21 protein-coding genes are annotated in these 17361 nt (G+C 69.4%); 12 read left to right on the forward strand and 9 right to left on the reverse strand.

What is annotated here, in order from left to right; translation table 11 throughout:
• Positions 1-70: 70 nt before the first annotated feature.
• Entirely contained in the window at positions 71-496 is a 426-nt protein-coding gene (gene dtd / locus ACIBGM_RS15970; RefSeq protein ID WP_396385955.1) for a D-aminoacyl-tRNA deacylase, read from the reverse strand.
• A gap of 93 nt (positions 497-589) precedes the next feature.
• Between dtd and ACIBGM_RS15975 the strand changes: the two genes are divergently transcribed.
• Positions 590-1414 (forward strand): 3-keto-5-aminohexanoate cleavage protein, encoded by an 825-nt coding sequence (locus tag ACIBGM_RS15975; protein ID WP_396385957.1) that lies wholly within the window; start codon positions 590-592, stop codon positions 1412-1414.
• On the opposite strand, the gene ACIBGM_RS15980 is transcribed toward ACIBGM_RS15975, so the two are convergent.
• Positions 1357-1785 carry a hypothetical protein gene (locus ACIBGM_RS15980; RefSeq protein ID WP_396385958.1) on the reverse strand — a complete coding sequence of 143 codons (429 nt, stop codon included), beginning with the start codon at positions 1783-1785 and terminating at the stop codon, positions 1357-1359. The two genes, ACIBGM_RS15975 and ACIBGM_RS15980, sit on opposite strands and share 58 nt — an antisense overlap.
• Positions 1782-2912: a molybdopterin-dependent oxidoreductase gene (locus ACIBGM_RS15985; protein WP_396385959.1), complete on the reverse strand. Its 1131-nt coding sequence runs from the start codon at positions 2910-2912 to the stop codon at positions 1782-1784. Before ACIBGM_RS15985 ends, ACIBGM_RS15980 begins: the two co-directional genes overlap by 4 nt.
• Positions 2913-3121: 209 nt before the next feature.
• Between ACIBGM_RS15985 and ACIBGM_RS15990 the strand changes: the two genes are divergently transcribed.
• Positions 3122-3679, forward strand: a complete 558-nt coding sequence (locus ACIBGM_RS15990) for a hypothetical protein (protein ID WP_360516307.1) — start codon at positions 3122-3124, stop codon at positions 3677-3679.
• The gene (locus tag ACIBGM_RS15995) at positions 3679-5088 is read left to right on the forward strand and encodes a hypothetical protein (RefSeq protein WP_396385960.1); all 1410 of its coding nucleotides are present in this window, start codon (positions 3679-3681) and stop codon (positions 5086-5088) included. The genes ACIBGM_RS15990 and ACIBGM_RS15995 overlap by 1 nt, the downstream gene beginning before the upstream one ends.
• A 106-nt stretch (positions 5089-5194) precedes the next feature.
• Here the strand turns inward: ACIBGM_RS15995 and ACIBGM_RS16000 are convergent, their stop codons facing one another.
• A complete protein-coding gene (locus tag ACIBGM_RS16000; RefSeq protein WP_360516313.1) occupies positions 5195-5557 on the reverse strand; it encodes a DsrE family protein in 363 nt (120 codons plus the stop codon).
• A 160-nt stretch (positions 5558-5717) separates the two neighbouring features.
• On the opposite strand from ACIBGM_RS16000, the gene ACIBGM_RS16005 reads away from it, so the two are divergent.
• Positions 5718-6215 carry an FABP family protein gene (locus ACIBGM_RS16005; protein WP_396386214.1) on the forward strand — a complete coding sequence of 166 codons (498 nt, stop codon included), beginning with the start codon at positions 5718-5720 and terminating at the stop codon, positions 6213-6215.
• Here the strand turns inward: ACIBGM_RS16005 and ACIBGM_RS16010 are convergent.
• Positions 6212-6889, reverse strand: a complete 678-nt coding sequence (locus ACIBGM_RS16010; protein WP_360516316.1) for a response regulator — start codon at positions 6887-6889, stop codon at positions 6212-6214. The genes ACIBGM_RS16005 and ACIBGM_RS16010 overlap by 4 nt on opposite strands.
• A complete protein-coding gene (locus tag ACIBGM_RS16015) occupies positions 6882-8138 on the reverse strand; it encodes a sensor histidine kinase (RefSeq protein ID WP_396385962.1) in 1257 nt (418 codons plus the stop codon). The genes ACIBGM_RS16010 and ACIBGM_RS16015 overlap by 8 nt, the downstream gene beginning before the upstream one ends.
• A gap of 155 nt (positions 8139-8293) precedes the next feature.
• Between ACIBGM_RS16015 and ACIBGM_RS16020 the strand changes: the two genes are divergently transcribed.
• Positions 8294-9670, forward strand: coding sequence for a cation:dicarboxylate symporter family transporter (locus tag ACIBGM_RS16020; protein WP_360516322.1), 1377 nt, complete (start codon positions 8294-8296; stop codon positions 9668-9670).
• Positions 9671-9733: 63 nt separating this feature from the next.
• Here the strand turns inward: ACIBGM_RS16020 and ACIBGM_RS16025 are convergent, their stop codons facing one another.
• A complete protein-coding gene (locus ACIBGM_RS16025; protein ID WP_360516325.1) occupies positions 9734-10555 on the reverse strand; it encodes an LLM class flavin-dependent oxidoreductase in 822 nt (273 codons plus the stop codon).
• A 110-nt stretch (positions 10556-10665) separates the two neighbouring features.
• Between ACIBGM_RS16025 and ACIBGM_RS16030 the strand changes: the two genes are divergently transcribed.
• From ACIBGM_RS16030 to ACIBGM_RS16050, 5 genes are all read left to right on the forward strand, one after another.
• Positions 10666-11658, forward strand: a complete 993-nt coding sequence (locus ACIBGM_RS16030; RefSeq protein ID WP_360516328.1) for a glycine cleavage T C-terminal barrel domain-containing protein — start codon at positions 10666-10668, stop codon at positions 11656-11658.
• Positions 11659-11704: 46 nt separating this feature from the next.
• Entirely contained in the window at positions 11705-12661 is a 957-nt protein-coding gene (locus tag ACIBGM_RS16035) for an asparaginase (RefSeq protein WP_360516331.1), read from the forward strand.
• Positions 12662-12741: 80 nt separating this feature from the next.
• Positions 12742-13209, forward strand: a complete 468-nt coding sequence (locus ACIBGM_RS16040; RefSeq protein WP_396385964.1) for a helix-turn-helix domain-containing protein — start codon at positions 12742-12744, stop codon at positions 13207-13209.
• Between the two features lie 37 nt (positions 13210-13246).
• Entirely contained in the window at positions 13247-13783 is a 537-nt protein-coding gene (locus tag ACIBGM_RS16045) for a hypothetical protein (protein WP_396385965.1), read from the forward strand.
• A gap of 101 nt (positions 13784-13884) precedes the next feature.
• The gene (locus tag ACIBGM_RS16050; protein ID WP_360516340.1) at positions 13885-14235 is read left to right on the forward strand and encodes a DUF2516 family protein; all 351 of its coding nucleotides are present in this window, start codon (positions 13885-13887) and stop codon (positions 14233-14235) included.
• A 4-nt stretch (positions 14236-14239) separates the two neighbouring features.
• Here ACIBGM_RS16050 and ACIBGM_RS16055 read toward each other — a convergent pair whose 3' ends face one another.
• Entirely contained in the window at positions 14240-15040 is an 801-nt protein-coding gene (locus ACIBGM_RS16055) for a L,D-transpeptidase family protein (RefSeq protein WP_360516343.1), read from the reverse strand.
• 90 nt (positions 15041-15130) lie between these two features.
• Between ACIBGM_RS16055 and ACIBGM_RS16060 the strand changes: the two genes are divergently transcribed.
• Together ACIBGM_RS16060 and ACIBGM_RS16065 are read left to right on the forward strand one after the other, a co-directional pair.
• On the forward strand, positions 15131-15997 hold the full coding sequence (locus tag ACIBGM_RS16060; protein ID WP_396385966.1) for a haloalkane dehalogenase: 867 nt from the start codon (positions 15131-15133) through the stop codon (positions 15995-15997).
• A 14-nt stretch (positions 15998-16011) separates the two neighbouring features.
• The gene (locus ACIBGM_RS16065) at positions 16012-16515 is read left to right on the forward strand and encodes an O-acetyl-ADP-ribose deacetylase (RefSeq protein ID WP_360516349.1); all 504 of its coding nucleotides are present in this window, start codon (positions 16012-16014) and stop codon (positions 16513-16515) included.
• 24 nt (positions 16516-16539) lie between these two features.
• Here ACIBGM_RS16065 and ACIBGM_RS16070 read toward each other — a convergent pair whose 3' ends face one another.
• Complete coding sequence (locus ACIBGM_RS16070; RefSeq protein ID WP_360516353.1) at positions 16540-17103, reverse strand: L,D-transpeptidase; 564 nt, start codon at positions 17101-17103, stop codon at positions 16540-16542.
• Positions 17104-17361 lie beyond the last annotated feature (258 nt).

Raw genomic sequence — 17361 nt, forward strand, 5'->3', positions numbered from 1 at the left:
ACCGATTCAGAACACAACACACCGGCCCCCGGCCGGGATCCACGGATCCCGCCGGGGGCAGTTCGTCTTGTCAGGCGTCGAGGATCAGGGTGACGGGGCCGTCGTTGGTCAGGGCAACGTCCATGTGCGCGCCGAAGCGGCCGCGTTCGACCTTGGCGCCGAGGGATTCCAAGGCTGTGCAGAAGGCGTCGTACAGGGGTTCGGAGACGGGGCCGGGCGCGGCGGCGCTCCAGGACGGGCGGCGGCCCTTGCGGGTGTCGGCGTACAGGGTGAACTGGCTGATCGCGAGGATCGGCGCGTGCTCGTCGGAGCAGGAGCGCTCGTCGTGCAGGATGCGCAGCGTCCAGATCTTCGCCGCGAGCGCCTTCGCCTTCTCGTCGGTGTCGTCGTGGGTGACGCCGAGCAGGACGAGCAGCCCGGGCTCGTGGATCGCCCCGACCACCTCGCCCTCGACGGTGACCGATGCCTGGCTGACTCGCTGTACGACGGCTCTCATGCCACCATCCTGCCTCGCGGGAGATCGTCCGGTAATCAGGCCGTCCGGCAGGCAAATGTCCCGTCACTGCCCCGGATCTGGCAAGATCTCTTCATGGCTTCGACCCTGATCACTGTTGCACCCACCGGCGCCGAGACCGCCAAGGCGGACTGCCCGGCGCTGCCGACCACGCTCGACGAGCTGGTCGAGACGGCGAAGCGGTGCGAGGCCGCCGGTGCCGCGATGATCCACCTGCACATCCGCGACGCCGAGCACCGGCCGACGCTCGACCTCGGCCGGCTGACCGAGTCGGTCGCCGCGGTCCGCCAGAACACGGCCCTGATCGTGCAGCTGTCCACCGGTGGCGCGGTGACCGATCCGCTCGACCACCGGCTCCGGGTGCTGGACGCCGTACCGGACTCGTGCTCGCTGACGATGGGCACCGTCAACTTCGGCGACGACGTCTTCATGAACCCGTGGCCGTTCGTCACCGAGCTCTACCAGCTGTCGCAGGAGCGCGAGGTGGTGCCGGAGTTCGAGCTGTTCGACCTCGGGCACGTGGCCGCGCTGCACCGGCTGCTCGACAAGTACGGCCTCCCGTACGGCGGTCGCGTGCACTGTGACCTGGTGATGGGCGTCCCGGGCGGCATGCCCGGCACGACGGACGCGTTGGTTGCCGCAGTCAACGCACTGCCGGACGCGGTCACCTCCTGGTCCGCAACGGGAATCGGGCGTACGGCGCTCCCGGTCGCGCTGGCCGCGTTGTCGAAGGGCGGGCATCTCCGGGTCGGCATGGAGGACACGCTGACCCTGGCGAAGGGTCAGCCGGTCACCCACAACGCCGAACTGGTCGAGCGCGCCGCCGCCCTCGCGACGATGGCTCAGCGCCCGCCCATGTCCCCGGACGAGGCCCGCGACCTCCTCAACGTCAAGCGCTGAGCGGCGAACACCATCAGGCCGACCGTGATGATCGCGGCCTCGAGCAGCAACCAGTCGCGCAGGTAGTTCCGGGGGAGCACGGTCGGGTTGGCGCCGGTGCCTTGACGGAGCAGCAGCGGGATCGCGATCAGCGTGGTCAGGCCGACGTACGTCAAGGTCGTCCGGACGGCGCCCAGGCCGGACCGCCGCGTCAGCAGCCACCCGACAGCAAGCGTCAGCGGGACGAGGACGAAGTCGTCGGCGAGTACGGCGCCGCCGAGCCACAGCGGGAGGCGGAGGAGTGCCGGCGGGTCCAGGGCATCCAGCAACAGCCACAGGCCCCAGAGCCCGACGCCTAGGCCTACCGCAGCAAGCGCGACCCGGGCCTTCACGACAGGACCTCCAGCCGGTGCACCCACTTGGTCTGCAGTACGCCGGGGCGGTTCGGCGCGATGATCCGCGCCGGGTATCCGTGGTCGAGCGCGAGTTCGCTGCCGTTGAGGCGCAGTGCGAGCAGGGTGAGTGGGTCGTCGGCGAACTCGGGCGGCAGCTCACTCGTGGCGTAGAAGCCGCCCTGCTCCATCGACACGACCCGGACCCGCGATCCTTCGGGCGCACCGCACAGCCGGAGCAGGTCGCGGATTCGGACGCCCTCCCACCGCGCACCTTGGCTCCACCCCTCGACACAGGCGATCGGGAGGTCGGAGCGGTTCTGCGGCAGCCCGCGCAAGTCGTCGATCGTGTAGGACAGCGGTTGTGGACCGTCGACCGTGAAGCGCCAGTCCGCGCCGATCGGCGTGACGCCCGCGTCCTGCGCCGTACGGTTGACCGGCAGGCCCTGGGGGCCGATGCCCGGCTTCCGTGGCGCCAGGACGGCGACCCGCCCGAGCGCAGGGACGGACTGGCCGGCCGAGGTGATGCCGACCAGCGCGCCGGCGCCTGCCACGGTCTGGAACAAGGTGCGGCGCGTCATCCCGGTGGTTGCGGCTGGCAACGGTTCGGGGGTGCGACGCCAGTGCGTGGCGATCAGCGGGAGCTTGACCGCGATGTGCACGAACAGGGCGCCGACGATGATCCAGGCGAGGGCGTAGTGGGTCTGCCGGAACGGGAACGGCCACGGGTACCACTGGATCGTGTTGACGAATCCGATGAACAGCTCGAGTGCCAGCGCGGCGACCAGGACCAGGATCGAGAGGCGTTCCAGGACCGTGCCGAGCGCCTGCCGGCTCGGCGGCCAGGGCAGCTTGGCGAAGAGCTTGGGGTAGACCGTCCACAACTTTGCCAGCAGCAACGGAACCGCGACGAGGCCGGTCAGCACGTGCAGTCCCTGCGTGACCCGGTACAGCGAGGCCGGCCGGCTCGGGATGACGAGCCAGCCGGGTGTCGTCTGCTGCAGATGGCTGAACAGGCCGGTGAGGAAGCAGACCGCGACTGCGACGCCGAGCCAGCGGCCGATCACGACCGCCACCCGCGGATGGTGCAGCGCGGAACGGAACGACTGCTCCGTCGGGATCTTCATGGTTCCACTAGAACCCAGGTGAGACGATCTGTGGGCCGTCGTGCGATTACGGGTGCCGAACGACAGGAGGTATCGCCTCACCTCGTCGAGCGCTCCGCGAGGCCAGGCGTCGTGGAACCGCCGAGTGGGCATATACGTCCTGTCGGTCTGAACCGGATGCACCGGGGCGGGCATAGGCTGTGCGGGTTGTCGATGAGAGGAGTCGGCGGGTGAAGACGCAGCTGCGGTCGTCCGACGATGACGAACGCGCCATGGCCGACCTGGCCGAGGTCTCCGACTGGCGATCGATCTGGGGACCCCCGGGAACCGGCCTGGACGCGATCCGGGCGCTGGTGTCCCGGGTCACCGCGGTCACCGGCTGGCGTCCCTGGGCCCCCGGCAACATCGATCCCGACCGCTATACCTGGGGTCTTGTCACTCCGCGCGAGACCGTGATGCTTGTGCTGCCGGACGCCGTACTGCCGGAGAGTCCGCGCAGCGGGTGGTCGGCGTACGAGATCGGGTCGGCGGAGCTGGCCGATGCCGAGGAGGGCCTGGACACGCATTGGCCCGCGCAGCTCGCGCTCGGGCGCAAGTACTGGGGCGATCCGGTGTTCGTCGGGCCGGGGGCGGATCCGCGGGTGCCTGTGGAGTGGCGGGGCCGCCGTCGGCACCTGGCGGTCTGGTTGCGGCCGGGCGCCGAGATCCACCTGTACGCGACACAGCCCGGGCCGGAGAACACGCAGGCCGGCTTCGGGTACTCCGTCTATGCGAGTGAGGTGGCGTGATGGCCGACGAAGCGGAAGAGATCTTTCAGCAGACCCTGAACGAGGTCCGGCGGCTGCTCAACAACCTGAAGCTGGTCAAGGAGGCGCTCGACCGGCGCAAGCGGGCGCGCGCGGCGCTGGAGCACATGCGCAATGCGCGACAGCAGAACCCGGTCCTCGACCGGTACTTGAACGAGAACCCGGACCGGGCCGACCAGTGGAACGAGCACGAGCGGCAGGTCCGGCAGCTCGAGGAGGAGAACGCGCGGCTGGCGGAGCAGAACGCCGAGCGGCGGGCCGAGCTCGAGCGGCTGCAGGAGGAGGCCGACCGGCAGGCGGAGGCCAACGGCGACCTGAACAACAATCTCCAGCCGGACGAGATCGACGATCGGGACCGGGCGGTCGACGACGCGCAGCAGCGCGAGGAAGACGCCGAGGTCGACGAGCGGCAGGGTGATCGGGACGAAGACGGGGTCCTCGATCGGGTCGAGGACGACCAGGAGGCTGAGGCTGACCGCGACCGGGACGACGAGACCGATCGGCAGCGCGACGCTCGTGAGCAGCGGGAACGCGAGGAGGACGAACGCCGCCGCGATCAGGCCGTCGACCCGACGGCCCCGGTAGCAGCCGCAGGCACAGCAGCCGCCGTCGCCGACGAACTCGACGACCGAGAAGAACAGCAGCAGGCGCAGGACGACCGAGAGCCCGAGCTCGACCGGCAGGCAGAGCAGGCGCGGGACGACCGGGAGCTCGACCAGGAGCCACAGCAGACGCTGGACGACCGGGAGCCCGAGCTCGACCAGCAGGCCGAGCAAGCCCGAGACGGGCGGGAGCCGGAGCTGGATCAGCAGGCGGAGCAAGCCCGGGAGGGGCGGGAGCCGGAGCTGGACCAGCAGGCTGACCAAGCCCGGGACGACCGGGAGCCGGAGCGGGAGGGTGAGCTAGGAGAGCAGGGGGAGCGGCCTCAGCGTTTGCAGGGGCAGGAGGGGCAGGATTATCGGGACGTCATGCAGGAGGACGGGTCGATCAACAACGCGACGTTCACGGTGAACGGGCCTGATCAGGGGCAGGACGGGCCTGGCCAGACGCAGGGGCGTCAGGATGGGGCCAACGTCCAGAACGTCGGTAGTGGGGAGGTGTGGATCGACGGGCAGCAGTACCACCCGGTCGAGCAGAATCTCGAAGGGCAGCGGGCCGAGCGGGCCGCGCAGCAAGGTGAGCGTGGGCCCGGTCGCGACGTACCGGATGCGGAGCGGCAGCGCAACGAGACTGTCTACTCCAGCGGCCGTGCGCCTGCCGGCGGTGCGGCGACGCGGCCCGAGCCGGGCACACTCGAAGGCGGCCGCGGCGGCCAAACCGCAGCCCAGGTGCACGCCGGCGCCAGCCGCGGCCCAGGCAGCCGAACCGACGGCCCCGGCCAGGAACGCTGACACCCGACCAACCCCGCCAACCCACAAGCGGCACACCTAGGAGCGCGATCGCCCCAGGGATGGAACGCGTGGGGAGCACGGCCGCCCCCGCGGGAGCGGTCGGCGGTTAGTAGACGAGGGCTTGGGTGTTGTCGGTGAGGACTTCTTCGGTGAAGGCGGGGGCGCCGGCGATTCGGGTGCCGGGGCGAAGGTCGGGCTCGGTCAGGTCGCGGCGCTTGGCGCACTGGGTGCAGACCGTCAACTGGCCGCCTTCGAGGACGGCGGTCAGGAGGTCGGCCAGGGGCGCGGCGTGCGGGAGGTCGAACTCCTCCGCCCGCCCGGGTACGGCGAACCAGACAGCCTCCCCGGTCAGCCACAGGGACACCGTGGCACCGGCCGCGACCGCCGTGGCCGCGACGGTGAAGGCCTGGTTGGCGCGCTCGGCTTCCTCGGCGCCTGCGGTCAGCTTGATCACCAGCGTGCGGGACATCACGCCACGGTAGCCCAGAGACCCCGGCGCCGATCCTCTAGACTGGCCGACGTGCTGCACGTCATCTTCACCACGCTGCTGGTCCTGGTCTGTGTCTTCATGGGCTGGTTCTCCGCGTTCGTCGTCTACCGGCTGTACCGCGGCCGCAGTGCGAACTGAGATGGCGTTCGAGATCCCGCAGGACCTGCACCCCGACCTGATGCCGCTGGCCTGGCTGCTCGGTCGCTGGGAGGGCCGCGGTCACGGGGACTACCCGACGATCGAGAAGTTCGAGTTCGGCCAGCAGATCGATTTCAGCCACAACGGCAAGCCGTACCTGCACTACGTCAGCCAGACCTACGTGGTCGGCGCGGGCGGCACCAAGGAGCGCCCGCTCGCGGTCGAGACCGGGTTCTGGCGGCCCAAGCCGGACAACAAGCTCGAGGTGATCCTGGCCCACCCGACCGGCTTCGCCGAGATCTGGTACGGCGAGATCGAGGGCGCGAAGATCGAGCTTCGGACCGACGTCGTCGCCCGCACCGAGACGGCCAAGGAGGTCAGCGCCGGCCACCGGCTCTACGGCCTGGTCAAGGGCGAGCTGATGTGGGCCTACGACATGGCCGCCGAGGGGCACCCGCTCCAGCCCCACCTCTGGGCCACTCTGGTCCGGTCGAGCTAACTCTCCGCCACCCAGGAGTACTCGACTTTCGGTCGCCCGCTGCGGCCGTCGTACCGTTGCGTGCGGAGCGCCTGGCCCTGGTCGGCGAGGTGCTCGAGATAGCGCCGCGCGGTGATCCGGGACGTGCCGAGCGACGCCGCGACTTCTTCAGCCGTCCAGCCCTCGCGATCGCCGAGCAGTTGGACGACGCGATCCAGCACGGATCCGGCCAGTCCCTTCGGCACTGACGAGACGGTTGCCGGGTGCAACAGACGGTCGACCTCGTCCTGATCCGCCACCACCTGGCCGGACTCGGCGGCCTTGCGCTGTCGTGCGTACGCCGTCAGTCGGTCGCGCAAAGTCTCGTAGGCAAAGGGTTTCAGCACGTACTGCACCACGCCGATCCGGGCTGCAGCCTGTACTGCGGCGACCTCGCGGGCCGACGTCACCGCGACCACGTCGGTTTGGTTGCCGAGGGCCCGCATCCGCCGGACCACGTCGAGACCGTGCCCATCGGGCAGGTTCATGTCGAGCAGCACCAGGTCCACGTCGCCGCGGGCGAGCACCTGCAGCGCGCGGGCCGCCGTACCGGCGACTCCGAGGCACGCGAAGCCGGGCAGCCGGTCGACGTACGTGCGATGGGCCTCGGCGGCGACCGGGTCGTCCTCGACGACGAGCACGCGCAGGTCAGGCACTGACGCCCACCGCCCGCGGCAGCCGGACCCGCACGGTCAGCGCCGGTACGTCGTCCAGCTCGGAATCCGGGTCGACCATGAGCGAACCCTGCCAGCGTTCGACCGTACTGCGCACCAGTACGAGCCCGAGTCCGTGTCCCGGCTCGGCCTTCGTGGTCCAGCCGCGGTCGAACATGTGCGCCAGCTCGGCCGACCCCAGTTCGGCGCCGGTGTTGGTGACGGCCAGGTCGATCGCGTCCGGCGTCGTACTCGCCCTCAGCTCGACCCGGCGGGGTGCGGATCCACCGCGGGCGGCCTCGATCGCGTTGTCGAGCAGGTTGCCGACGACGGTGACGACGTCCTGCGCAGGCAGGCGGGTGTTGAGGGCTTCGTGACCGAGCTCCAGCGTGAGGGCGACACCGCGTTCCTGGGCCTGGGACAGCTTGGCCAGCAGCAGTGACGCGAGCACCGGATCGCCGACCGTGCCGACGACGCGATCGGTCATCGCCTGGGCGAACTGCAGCTCGGAGACCGCGAACTCGCGGGCCTTTTCCGGCTTGCCGATCTCGATCAAGCTGACCACTGTGTGCAGGCGGTTCGAAGCCTCATGGTTCTGTGCCTGCAGGGATTCCGCGAGGCTGCGGACCGCGTCCAGCTCACCGAGCAGCCGCTGCAGCTGGGTGTGATCCCGCAGTGTCACGATCCGCCCGGACCGGGCCGGCTGCTGGTTCACGACCACGACGCCCTCGGCGCCGAGGTGGAGTTCGTCGTACGCCGTTCGACCCGCCGTCAGCAGCTCCGACAAAGTGTTGCCCAGGTGGAGCTCCCGGATCGAAGTGCCAGGAGGAACCGTCTGCAAACCGAGCAACCGACGGGCCTCGTCGTTGACGAGTTGGACTCTGCCGTCCGCGTCGAGCAGGACCAGGCCCTCGCGGGCGGCGCGCAGTACGCCTTCGTAGAAGTCGAGCATCCGGGCCAGCGCCTGCGTGCCGATGCCTCGGGTGGCGCGTCGTACCCGCCAGGAGACGAGGGCGTTGCCGGCGATCGCGAAGCCGAGCATCAGGCTTGCGACGCCGAGCATCGAGCGGATGTCGAGCCGGATCAGCTCGCCCCAGCCGGGCGGCTCGACCCCGGCGGCCGCGGCGTCCCGGTCGGCCTGCGTGCGGGACTGGGCGATCATCGTGAGCCAGACGACCGCGATCAACACCAGTGCCGTGACGGTCTGCAGCCAGAGCACCTGGCGACGCAGTTCCCACGGCCGACGCTTCATGCCGACAGTGTGCACAGGATGGGCCGGATTTGTGCATTCCAGCGGGCCCACTGGTCCGGTGTTGCGAACGATATGAACGAAATGCGCAGTTCCCCTGTGCGTCACGTCACAGTTACTCAGGTACAGCCCGCCCGGCCGATACAGGAGTGTCCCCCATGTCGAGCCCGACAGAATCGCGGCCCACCCCGGTCCGCAACGATCGCACCCACTTCCTCTACATCGCCGTCATCGTCGCCGTCCTGCTCGGCATCGGTGTCGGCTTCCTGTTCCCGAACTTCGCGGTCGAGCTGAAACCGCTCGGCACCGGGTTCGTCAACCTGATCAAGATGATGATCAGCCCAGTCATCTTCTGCACGCTGGTGCTCGGCATCGGCTCGGTCCGCAAGGCCGCCAGTGTCGGCAAGGTCGGCGGCCTGGCGCTCGCCTACTTCCTGGTGATGTCGACGGCCGCGCTCGCCATCGGCCTGGTGGTCGGCAACCTGGTCCAGCCCGGTTCCGGCCTGGACCTGACCGACAAGCTGCGGGAGGCCGGCCAGAAGCAGGCCGCCGGTGCGCACGAGACCACCACGGACTTCATCCTCGGCATCATCCCGAAGACGATCGTGTCCGCGGTGACCGAGGGCGAGGTGCTGCAGACCGTCCTGGTGGCGCTGCTGATCGGTTTCGCGCTGCAGGCCATGGGCGCCGGCGGGCAGCCGATCCTGAACGGCATCGGGCACCTGCAGCGGTTGGTGTTCAAGGTGCTGTCGATGATCATGTGGGCGGCCCCGGTCGGCGCCTTCGGCGCGATCGCCGCGGTGGTCGGCGCGGCCGGCTCGACCGCGCTGGTCAGCCTGCTGAAGATCATGCTGGCGTTCTACGTGACCTGCCTGCTGTTCGTGGTGGTCGTGCTCGGCACCCTGCTGCGGGTCGTGACCGGGCTGTCGATCTTCCAGCTGCTGCGCTACCTCGGCCGCGAGTTCCTGCTGATCGTCTCGACATCGTCGTCGGAGACCGCGCTGCCGCGGCTGATCGGGAAGATGGAGCACCTCGGCGTCGACAAGTCCGTGGTCGGCATCACCGTCCCGACCGGCTACTCGTTCAACCTGGACGGCACCGCGATCTACCTGACCATGGCGTCGCTGTTCATCGCCGAGGCGATGGACGAACCGTTCTCGATCGGCCAGCAGATCTCGCTGCTGGTATTCATGATCGTCGCCTCGAAGGGCGCCGCCGGTGTCACCGGCGCCGGCCTGGCCACGCTGGCCGGCGGCCTGCAGTCGCACCGGCCGGAGCTGGTCGACGGCGTCGGCCTGATCGTCGGCATCGATCGGTTCATGTCCGAGGCCCGGGCGTTGACGAACTTCGCCGGCAACGCGGTTGCGACCGTCCTGATCGGGCATTGGGTCGGTGAGTTCGACAAGGCCCAGGCCAAGCAGGTCTTCGCCGGTGAGGACCCGTTCGACGAGGAAGCCTTCGCCGCCGGTGACACGCACGCCGGCGACGTACCTCTGGCGGATGCGCCCGCAGTAGACAGCGGTTCCCGCCACTGATCCACCTCTCCACCCCTCCGGCACTGCCCGTCAGCTTCCTGCAGCTGACGGGCAGTGCCACGTCTAGCTGCCGGCGAGCTTCTCGACCACAGGAGCCAGGTCCTCGACGTACGTCGCGTTGACGGTGATGTACGTCGTACCGAACTCGTCGCGGCGCCGCTCGAGCTCGTCGACCATCTGCTGCGGCGTCCCGCGCAGCATCATCAGCGAGTCACTCGCCTCGAGCTCCTCCGGGGACACGCCCGCGGCCTGCCGGGTCCACGGCGGCAGCTCGCGGGTCCCGGCCGCGAACAGGTTCATCGCCAGCTCGATCCGGTCCGCCCGCGGTCCGGCCAGCTCGCGCAGGTCCCGGACCAGCCGCTGGATCTCCGCCCGCGGTGTCATCGCGTCCTTGGCGATCGACACGATGTCCGCCCGGGCCGCGGCCAGCGCCAGCGCCCGCGGTCCGCCGGCCGCCAGCATGATCGGCGTACGGCGCTCGCCGTCGAGCCGCTCCAGGATGTCGAGGGTCTCGCGCACCTGGTCGCGGCGCTCCTTGCCCGAGCCGAACGGCAGCCCGAGCTCGGCGGCCTGCTGGTCGGTGCCCGGCCGCCCGGTGCCGATGCCGAAGTCGAACCGCCCGTCGGTCAGCACGGTCAGCGTGTGCGCGTCCCAGGCAGCCTGCCGGGGCGTCCGCAGCGGCGCGGCGGCGACGAACGTCCCGACCCGGATGTCTGCGAGCGTCGCTGCCATCGCGAGGGAGGCGAACGGCGACGGCAACTGCAGTCCGTCGGGCATGAGCACGCTCGAGTAGCCGAGGTCGGCCGCCCGCCGTACGGTCGTGGTCCACTGCTCCGCGGTCGCCGGGCTGCCCACCACGCCGAACCGGAATCGCCTGTCGCTCATCGCCTTGCTCCCTTCGAGATTTGGTACCTCCAGGCTGTCCGGGACCGGGTGTTGTCCACATCCCACGGTGGGAGGCGTTCGCGGTACGCCGCTCGACGTACTCTGGTGACATGTCACGGAAGCGCAGCCCCCTGCTCGACCGGCCCGGCGCGGTCGAGGCCGACGGACTCGACGCCGGCGTCGCGGCCCACTACGGCTCCGACCTGCGGGAGCAGCGGACGCTCGCGGCCGGTGACGGGTTCGTCGACCTGTCGCACCGCGAGGTCGTCAAGATCACCGGTCCGGACCGGCTGACCTGGCTGCACGCGCTTACGACGCAGTACTTCGAGGGCCTGAAGCCCGGTACGTCGACGACCGCACTGCTGCTGTCGCCGACCGGTCACGTCGAGCACGTGATGTACGGCGTCGACGACGGCGAGACGTTCTGGCTGCACACCGAGCCGGGTGCCGCCGCGGCGCTCGTGGACTGGCTGCAGAAGATGGTCTTCATGTCCCGCGTCGAGATCACCGACGTGACCGACGACTACGCGATCATCTGGCGTCCCGGTCCGGCTCAGGGAGAGTTCTTGACCCGCAGCGGCGAGGACTCGCTCGGCGGGCACGAGGTCTTTCTGCCGCGGGCCGAGCTGGCCGGGCTCGAGGGTCCGGCGGCCGGGATCTGGGCCTACGAGGCGCTCCGGATCGAGGCGGGTGCGCCGCGGTTCGGCCTGGACTCGGACGAGCGGGCGATTCCCAACGAGCTGGGCTGGCTCGGTGTCGGCGTACATCTGAACAAGGGCTGCTACCGCGGTCAGGAGACGGTCGCCAGGGTGCACAACCTCGGCCGTCCGCCGCGGCGGCTGGTGCGGCTGCACCTGGACGGCTCGGTCGACCACCTGCCGCAGCACGGGTACGCCGTACGCGTCGGAGACAAGCAGGTCGGGTTCGTCGGGTCGGCGGCGCGGCACCACGAGTTCGGCCCGATCGCGCTCGCGCTGGTGAAGCGGAACGTGGATCCGGCGGCTGTGCTCGACGTCGTCGCCGAGGACCAGCCGACGGTGACCGCGACCCAGGAGCTGCTGGTCGACCCTGAGGTGGGGTTGCACGTCCGCGCCCGGCTGTGAACCGATTCATTCGCAATGCCGCATTTTGCACCTGTACAGTTCTGCCGTGACCGAACCTGTGATCCTGGCCGACGTCGTCCGCAGCGGCTTCGTCGAGGGCCACCACCGTGGCTCCGTCGTGGTGACGAACCCCGACGGCGCGGTCGAGTGGTCCGTTGGTGTGGTGGACCAGCCGATGTTCCCGCGCTCGTCGAACAAGCCGATGCAGGCCCTCGGCATGCTCCGCAACGGGCTGCCGCTCGACGGCAAACTGCTGTCGCTGGCGGGCGCGTCGCACTCCGGCGAGCAGATCCACCTGGACGGCGTCCGCGAGATCCTCGCGCTGGGTGGGCTGGACGAGTCGGCGCTGCGGACGCCGCCGGCGTACCCGCTCGAGGATGCCGGCCGGGACGCCTGGGTTCGCGCGGGCCACGGCCAGGAGCGGATCGTCATGAACTGCTCGGGCAAGCACGCGGCGATGCTGCTCACCTGCGTGATCAACGGCTGGCCGCTGGACGACTACCGCGCGCCGGATCACCCGCTGCAGCAGGTCATCCGGACCGCGGTCGAGGACACCGCCGGCGAGAAGGTCTCGTACGTCGCCGTGGACGGCTGCGGCGCCCCGATCCTCGCGATCAGCCTGGCCGGCCTCGCTCGGTCGTTCGGCCTGTTCGCTGCCGCCGCGCCGGGCACGCTCGAGGCTCAGGTGAAGGACGCGTTCCGGGGATACCCGGAGTACGCCAGCGGGAGTATGCGCGACGAGGCCGCCCTGATGCGGGCCATCCCGGGCCTGTTCTGCAAGGTCGGCGCGGAGGCTGTGTACGCCGTCGGCCTCGAGGACGGACGCGGGATCGCGGTGAAGATCGAGGACGGTACGCCGCGAGCGCGAGCCGTGGTGATGGCCGCCGTACTGCAGATGCTCGGCCTCGAGCACGAGGTGCTCGACCAGCAGTCCCAGTTCCCGTTGTACGGCGGTGGCGCCGTCGTCGGCGCGGTCCAGCCACACGCCTCGACCTTCAGCTGAATCGGGCTCGCCGCCCCGCGTGAGGCGGGTCACGGTGGTCCTGCTTGCAATTGCAAGCACTCTGCTAGCACACTGGACGCATGGCCAGGTTGAGTGATCGTGCGGCTGGGGCGGTGGGCTCCCTCGGGGAGTACCTCGCCGAGCAGCGGCGGCATGCGCAGTTGTCGTTGCGGCAGCTGTCCGACCTGGCCGGTGTGTCGAACCCGTACCTCAGCCAGATCGAGCGCGGCCTGCGGAAACCGTCGGCCGATGTGCTGCAGCAGCTCGCGAAGGCGTTGCGGATCTCCGCGGAGACCCTGTACGTGCGGGCCGGCATCCTCGACCCGGACGACAGCTCGGACGGCCGACGGGCCGCCGGCGTGGTCGACGCCGTACTGCTCGATCCGGCGCTGAACGAGCGGCAGAAGCGTGTCCTGCTGGACGTCTACGCGTCCTTCGTCCGTGAGAACACGCCCGACGACGACGCCGCGGTGGAGCCGGAGCCGGCCGAGCCGGCTGGCGCCGAGAAGCCTGCGGCCAAGAAGACCCCTGCAAGCAAGCGCAAGTAACACCTTCCTGCTGAAAGACATCCCGAGGAGAAGCCTGATGGCTACCCGTACGCCCGTCACCCCGTTCTACGTGATCGCCGGCGCCGGCGACCTGGCCGTGGAGAAGTTCCGCGCGGTCAGCGACGACGTCACCGCCCGGTTCGCGAAGCTGGAGCTCGCCAAGCTGGACCAGAAGGCCCTGCAGACCGAGCTGACCAAGGCGCAGACCGAGCTCGCCAAGCGGTTCGAGGCGATCGTCGCCGACGCGAAGACCGCCCCGGCCAAGCTGCGTGAGCTGCCGAAGACCGCGCAGGCCGGTTTCACCACCGTGCTGGGCCAGGCCGAGGAGACCTACGAGGACCTGGCCGGCCGCGGCAAGGGCCTGGTCGAGCGGATCCGCAGCCAGAAGGCCACCGAGGACCTGGTCACCCAGGCCAAGACCACGGCGAGCAAGGCCAAGGCCACCCGGACCACCGCGAAGAAGACCGCCGACAGCGCGACCCGCAACGTCAAGGCGACCGCGACCAGCGCCCGCAAGACCGCGAAGACCGCCTCCAAGGCCGCCTCGGACGCCGCCTCCAAGATCGGCGACTGAGAGTAACAACACCCACCACCTGGGTGAATCCTGAGGCCGGGCAGCCCCCAATCTGCGCTCAGCAGAGGTAGGCTGCCCGGTCTTTCGGTAGGCTCGTACGCATGGTCCCACTCGCCACGTTCCCGAACCTGTTCCCAGGGTTCGCCGGTCCGCTCGAGATCATCTGGTGGGTGCTGCTCGGGATCAAGCTGGTGGCGCTGCTCGACGCGGCCTTCCGGCCGCGGGCGGTGTTCACCGCAGCGGACAAGCTGACCAAGCCCGGCTGGGTGCTGATCCTGGTCGTGTTCACGCTGAGTCAGATCTTCCAGGGCTGGCTGAGCTTCTTCGGCCTGATCGGCATCGTCGCCTCGGCGGTCTACCTGGTCGACGCCCGCCCGGCCCTGCGCGCCGCCACCGGTCGCGGCCGGGGTGGCTGGGGGATCCGGCGCCGGCGCGGTCCGCGTCCCCTGTAGTTCACTACGAGCGGTACACGATCACCTTGTCGCCGACCTTGATCTGGTCGAACAGGAGCTTGATCTTGCCCAGGTCCCGGACGTTCACGCAGCCGTGCGAGGCGCCGTTGTACCCGCGGGCGGCGAAGTCCGAGGAGTAGTGCACCGCCTGGCCGCCGCTGAAGAACATCGCGAACGGCATCGGTGAGTCGTACAGCTTCGACACGTGGTTGCGGCTCTTCCAGCCCACTGTGAAGCTGCCTTCGCGGGTGGCCGTCTTGACCGCGCCGAACCGCACGTCCAGCTGCATCTTCACCACACCGTCGACGACGTACCGCAGCTTGCGGGTGGACTTGTCGATGCAGAGTACGACGCCGGTCGCGCAGCGGGCGTCCAGCTTCTTGCCGTTCACCACCGGGGCCGGCGGGTAGAGCTCGGTCTGGGTCGGCTCGTGGGTGACTGCGGCCAGCTTGTTCCAGGTGTTCTGGTCGACGTACCCGAGCTCGGGAACGCCCTTGGACTTCTGGAACTTCTTCACCGCGGACCGGGTCATGGTGCCGAACTCGTCGTCCAGGTAGCGCTTCTCGAGCAGCTTCAGCTGGACCAGCCGGGCCTCGACCTTGCGCACGTTCGTCCCGGTGGAACCGTTCTTCCACAGGGCCTTCGGATAGATCGGCAGCTCGCCGCTGACCTCGAACGGCACCGTCTTCAGATCGGTGGTGGCGGCTGGACGCGCGGTGGCGAGGCTTCCGGAACTCAGCAGTGCCGCAATGGCGGCGCCCGCGACCAGCCCGGTCACCAGCTTCCGAACGATCAGTCCGCGCATCGGACACCCCTTTGGATAGACCCCGTCCCACACTGATAGGACGTCCTCACCGGCCTTTTGGTTGGCGCCCTAGCGTATACCGTGATGCCCGTGACGACAGGCAGTTACGAGTCGATCGACGTCGACGGTGTCCGGCTCGCCTACCGTGAGGCCGGCGCCGGACCACCGGTGGTCTTGCTGCACGGCAACCCGACCTCGTCGTACCTGTGGCGTGACGTCCTCGGCCCGGTGTCGCGGATCGCTCACTGCATCGCGCTCGATCTGGTCGGGATGGGCCGTTCCGGTACGTCGACTGCCGACGAGGCGCTGCGGTACCGCTTCGTCGACCACCGGCGGTACGTCGACGGATTCCTGGCAGCACTGGGATTGACCGAGCAGGTGATCCTGGTCGGTCACGACTGGGGTGGGGTTCTCGCGACGGACTGGGCTCGTCGGCACGCGGACGCCGTACGCGGGATCGCCTACCTGGAGACGCTGGTCGCGCCGGTGACCTGGGACAGCCCGAACGCGCCGGCTCCGGAGCTCTTCCGCAGACTGCGGAGCCCGGAAGGGGAGCAGTTGGTCCTGGAGCAGAACGTGTTCGTCGAAACGGTTCTCCCGAGCGGGATCCTGCGTGAGCTGACACCGGACGAACACGCCACCTACCGCGCTCCTTTCGCCGAGGCCGGCGAATCGCGGCGCCCGACGCTGACCTGGGCGCGGGAGATCCCCATCGACGGAACCCCGGCCGACGTCCACGACATCGTTGCCGCCAACGCCATCTGGATGGCGAACACCCCGATTCCGAAGCTCTTCGTCAACGCCGAGCCCGGGGCGTTACTCAACGGCCCGCTTCGCGAGCAGTGCCGGCAGTGGCCGAACCAGCGAGAGGTGACGGTCAACGGCCTGCATTTCCTGCCGGAGGACTCGCCGGACGAGATTGCCGCGGCGTTGCTCGACTGGATCCCGACCTGCTGATCAGGAGATCGTCGATGGACATCGTTCTCAGTACTGCGGACATCACCACGGTCCCCGCGGATGCGATCGTCAACGCGGCGCATCACGCCCTGCGCGGCGGCGGTGGGGTCGATGGCGCGATCCATCGAGCCGGCGGGCCGGAGATCCTGTCCGAGTTGATCGAGCGCTATCCGGACGGTGCCGCGACTGGTGAGGCCGCGTGGACGACTGCGGGTGCGCTGCCGGCGTCGTACGTGATCCATGTGGTCGGGCCCAACTACACCGCAGGGCAACGGGATCCGGCGCTGCTCGAGTCCTGCTATCGCAACGCTTTGCGGATCGCGGACGAGTTGGGTGTGAAGACGCTGGCGCTGCCGGCGGTGTCGGCCGGGATCTACGGCTGGCCGGCGCAGTCCGCGGCGGACATCGCCGTACAGACGCTGCGTCGTACGGCGACCGACGTCGTGACGGCCACCTTCTGTCTCGTGGAACCCCGGCTGTACAAGGCGTTCCGGAACGCGACAGCGGCCGGGGAGTGACTCCCCGGCCGCTGTGACTGCAGATCAGGCGCTGTAGACGACGACCTTGTCGCCGATCTTCACCCGGGCGAAGATCCAGGCGATCTTCCTCTTGTCCCGGATGTTCGCGCAGCCGTGCGAGGCGCCGTTGTACCCGCGGGCCTTGAAGTCCGACGAGTAGTGGACCGCCTGGCCGCCGCTGAAGAACATCGCGTACGGCATCGGCGACTTGTACAGCGACGACACGTGGTTCTTCGACTTGCGGTAGACCTTGAACACGCCGTTGCGGGTCGGGGTCTTGCGACCGCCGAACCGTGCGTCGGCGATCTGGATCGGCTTGCCGTTCACCAGGTACACCAGTTTGCGGGTGCGCTTGTTCAGGCACAGCACCCGGCCTCGGGTCATGCACCGCTTGTCGATCCGAAGCTTCCCCGGGACGACCGCGGTCGAACCGGCCGCCGCCGTCGCCGCCTGCGGCGCGACCACGACCTGGGGCGCAACCTTCGGCGCCACCGTGGCCGCCTCGGCCGTCGTGGTGGCGGTCAGAGCGCCCACACCCACGAACGCGGCAGCCGTGACGGTGGCGCCGAGCTTACGCAGAATGCCCATGTTTTCTTGTCCTTCCCCCAACTGAAGTCTTGCTTGCACATGACAGACGTCAGCACCGCACGCCTGGTTGGTAACGATCCGGAACAACTTCCCCCGCCCCCGACCGACCAATGGTGTATCACACCGCTGTAGTTCCCGAGGCGCCGGGGCAGATCGACAGGAGGTGTCGGCTACGGACGGCGTGACGCACGCTCAGGTGACCGCAGAACGTGGCCGCAATGGGCGTATACGTCCTGTCGGTCTGCGCCCAAGGGCGTG

The organism is Kribbella sp. NPDC050470 (assembly GCF_044458365.1).
Lineage (GTDB): Bacteria > Actinomycetota > Actinomycetes > Propionibacteriales > Kribbellaceae > Kribbella.

Coding starts and splice junctions, on each gene's coding strand:
- ACIBGM_RS16015 (WP_396385962.1), bottom strand. CDS start 8,138: ATGAAGCGTCGGCCGTGGGAACTGCGTCGCCAGGTGCTCTGGCTGCAG.
- ACIBGM_RS15995 (WP_396385960.1), top strand. CDS start 3,679: ATGGCCGACGAAGCGGAAGAGATCTTTCAGCAGACCCTGAACGAGGTC.
- ACIBGM_RS16000 (WP_360516313.1), bottom strand. CDS start 5,557: ATGTCCCGCACGCTGGTGATCAAGCTGACCGCAGGCGCCGAGGAAGCC.
- ACIBGM_RS16070 (WP_360516353.1), bottom strand. CDS start 17,103: ATGGGCATTCTGCGTAAGCTCGGCGCCACCGTCACGGCTGCCGCGTTC.
- dtd (WP_396385955.1), bottom strand. CDS start 496: ATGAGAGCCGTCGTACAGCGAGTCAGCCAGGCATCGGTCACCGTCGAG.
- ACIBGM_RS16055 (WP_360516343.1), bottom strand. CDS start 15,040: ATGCGCGGACTGATCGTTCGGAAGCTGGTGACCGGGCTGGTCGCGGGC.
- ACIBGM_RS16065 (WP_360516349.1), top strand. CDS start 16,012: ATGGACATCGTTCTCAGTACTGCGGACATCACCACGGTCCCCGCGGAT.
- ACIBGM_RS16025 (WP_360516325.1), bottom strand. CDS start 10,555: ATGAGCGACAGGCGATTCCGGTTCGGCGTGGTGGGCAGCCCGGCGACC.
- ACIBGM_RS16020 (WP_360516322.1), top strand. CDS start 8,294: ATGTCGAGCCCGACAGAATCGCGGCCCACCCCGGTCCGCAACGATCGC.
- ACIBGM_RS16030 (WP_360516328.1), top strand. CDS start 10,666: ATGTCACGGAAGCGCAGCCCCCTGCTCGACCGGCCCGGCGCGGTCGAG.
- ACIBGM_RS15985 (WP_396385959.1), bottom strand. CDS start 2,912: ATGAAGATCCCGACGGAGCAGTCGTTCCGTTCCGCGCTGCACCATCCG.
- ACIBGM_RS15975 (WP_396385957.1), top strand. CDS start 590: ATGGCTTCGACCCTGATCACTGTTGCACCCACCGGCGCCGAGACCGCC.
- ACIBGM_RS16050 (WP_360516340.1), top strand. CDS start 13,885: ATGGTCCCACTCGCCACGTTCCCGAACCTGTTCCCAGGGTTCGCCGGT.
- ACIBGM_RS16005 (WP_396386214.1), top strand. CDS start 5,718: ATGGCGTTCGAGATCCCGCAGGACCTGCACCCCGACCTGATGCCGCTG.
- ACIBGM_RS16045 (WP_396385965.1), top strand. CDS start 13,247: ATGGCTACCCGTACGCCCGTCACCCCGTTCTACGTGATCGCCGGCGCC.
- ACIBGM_RS16040 (WP_396385964.1), top strand. CDS start 12,742: ATGGCCAGGTTGAGTGATCGTGCGGCTGGGGCGGTGGGCTCCCTCGGG.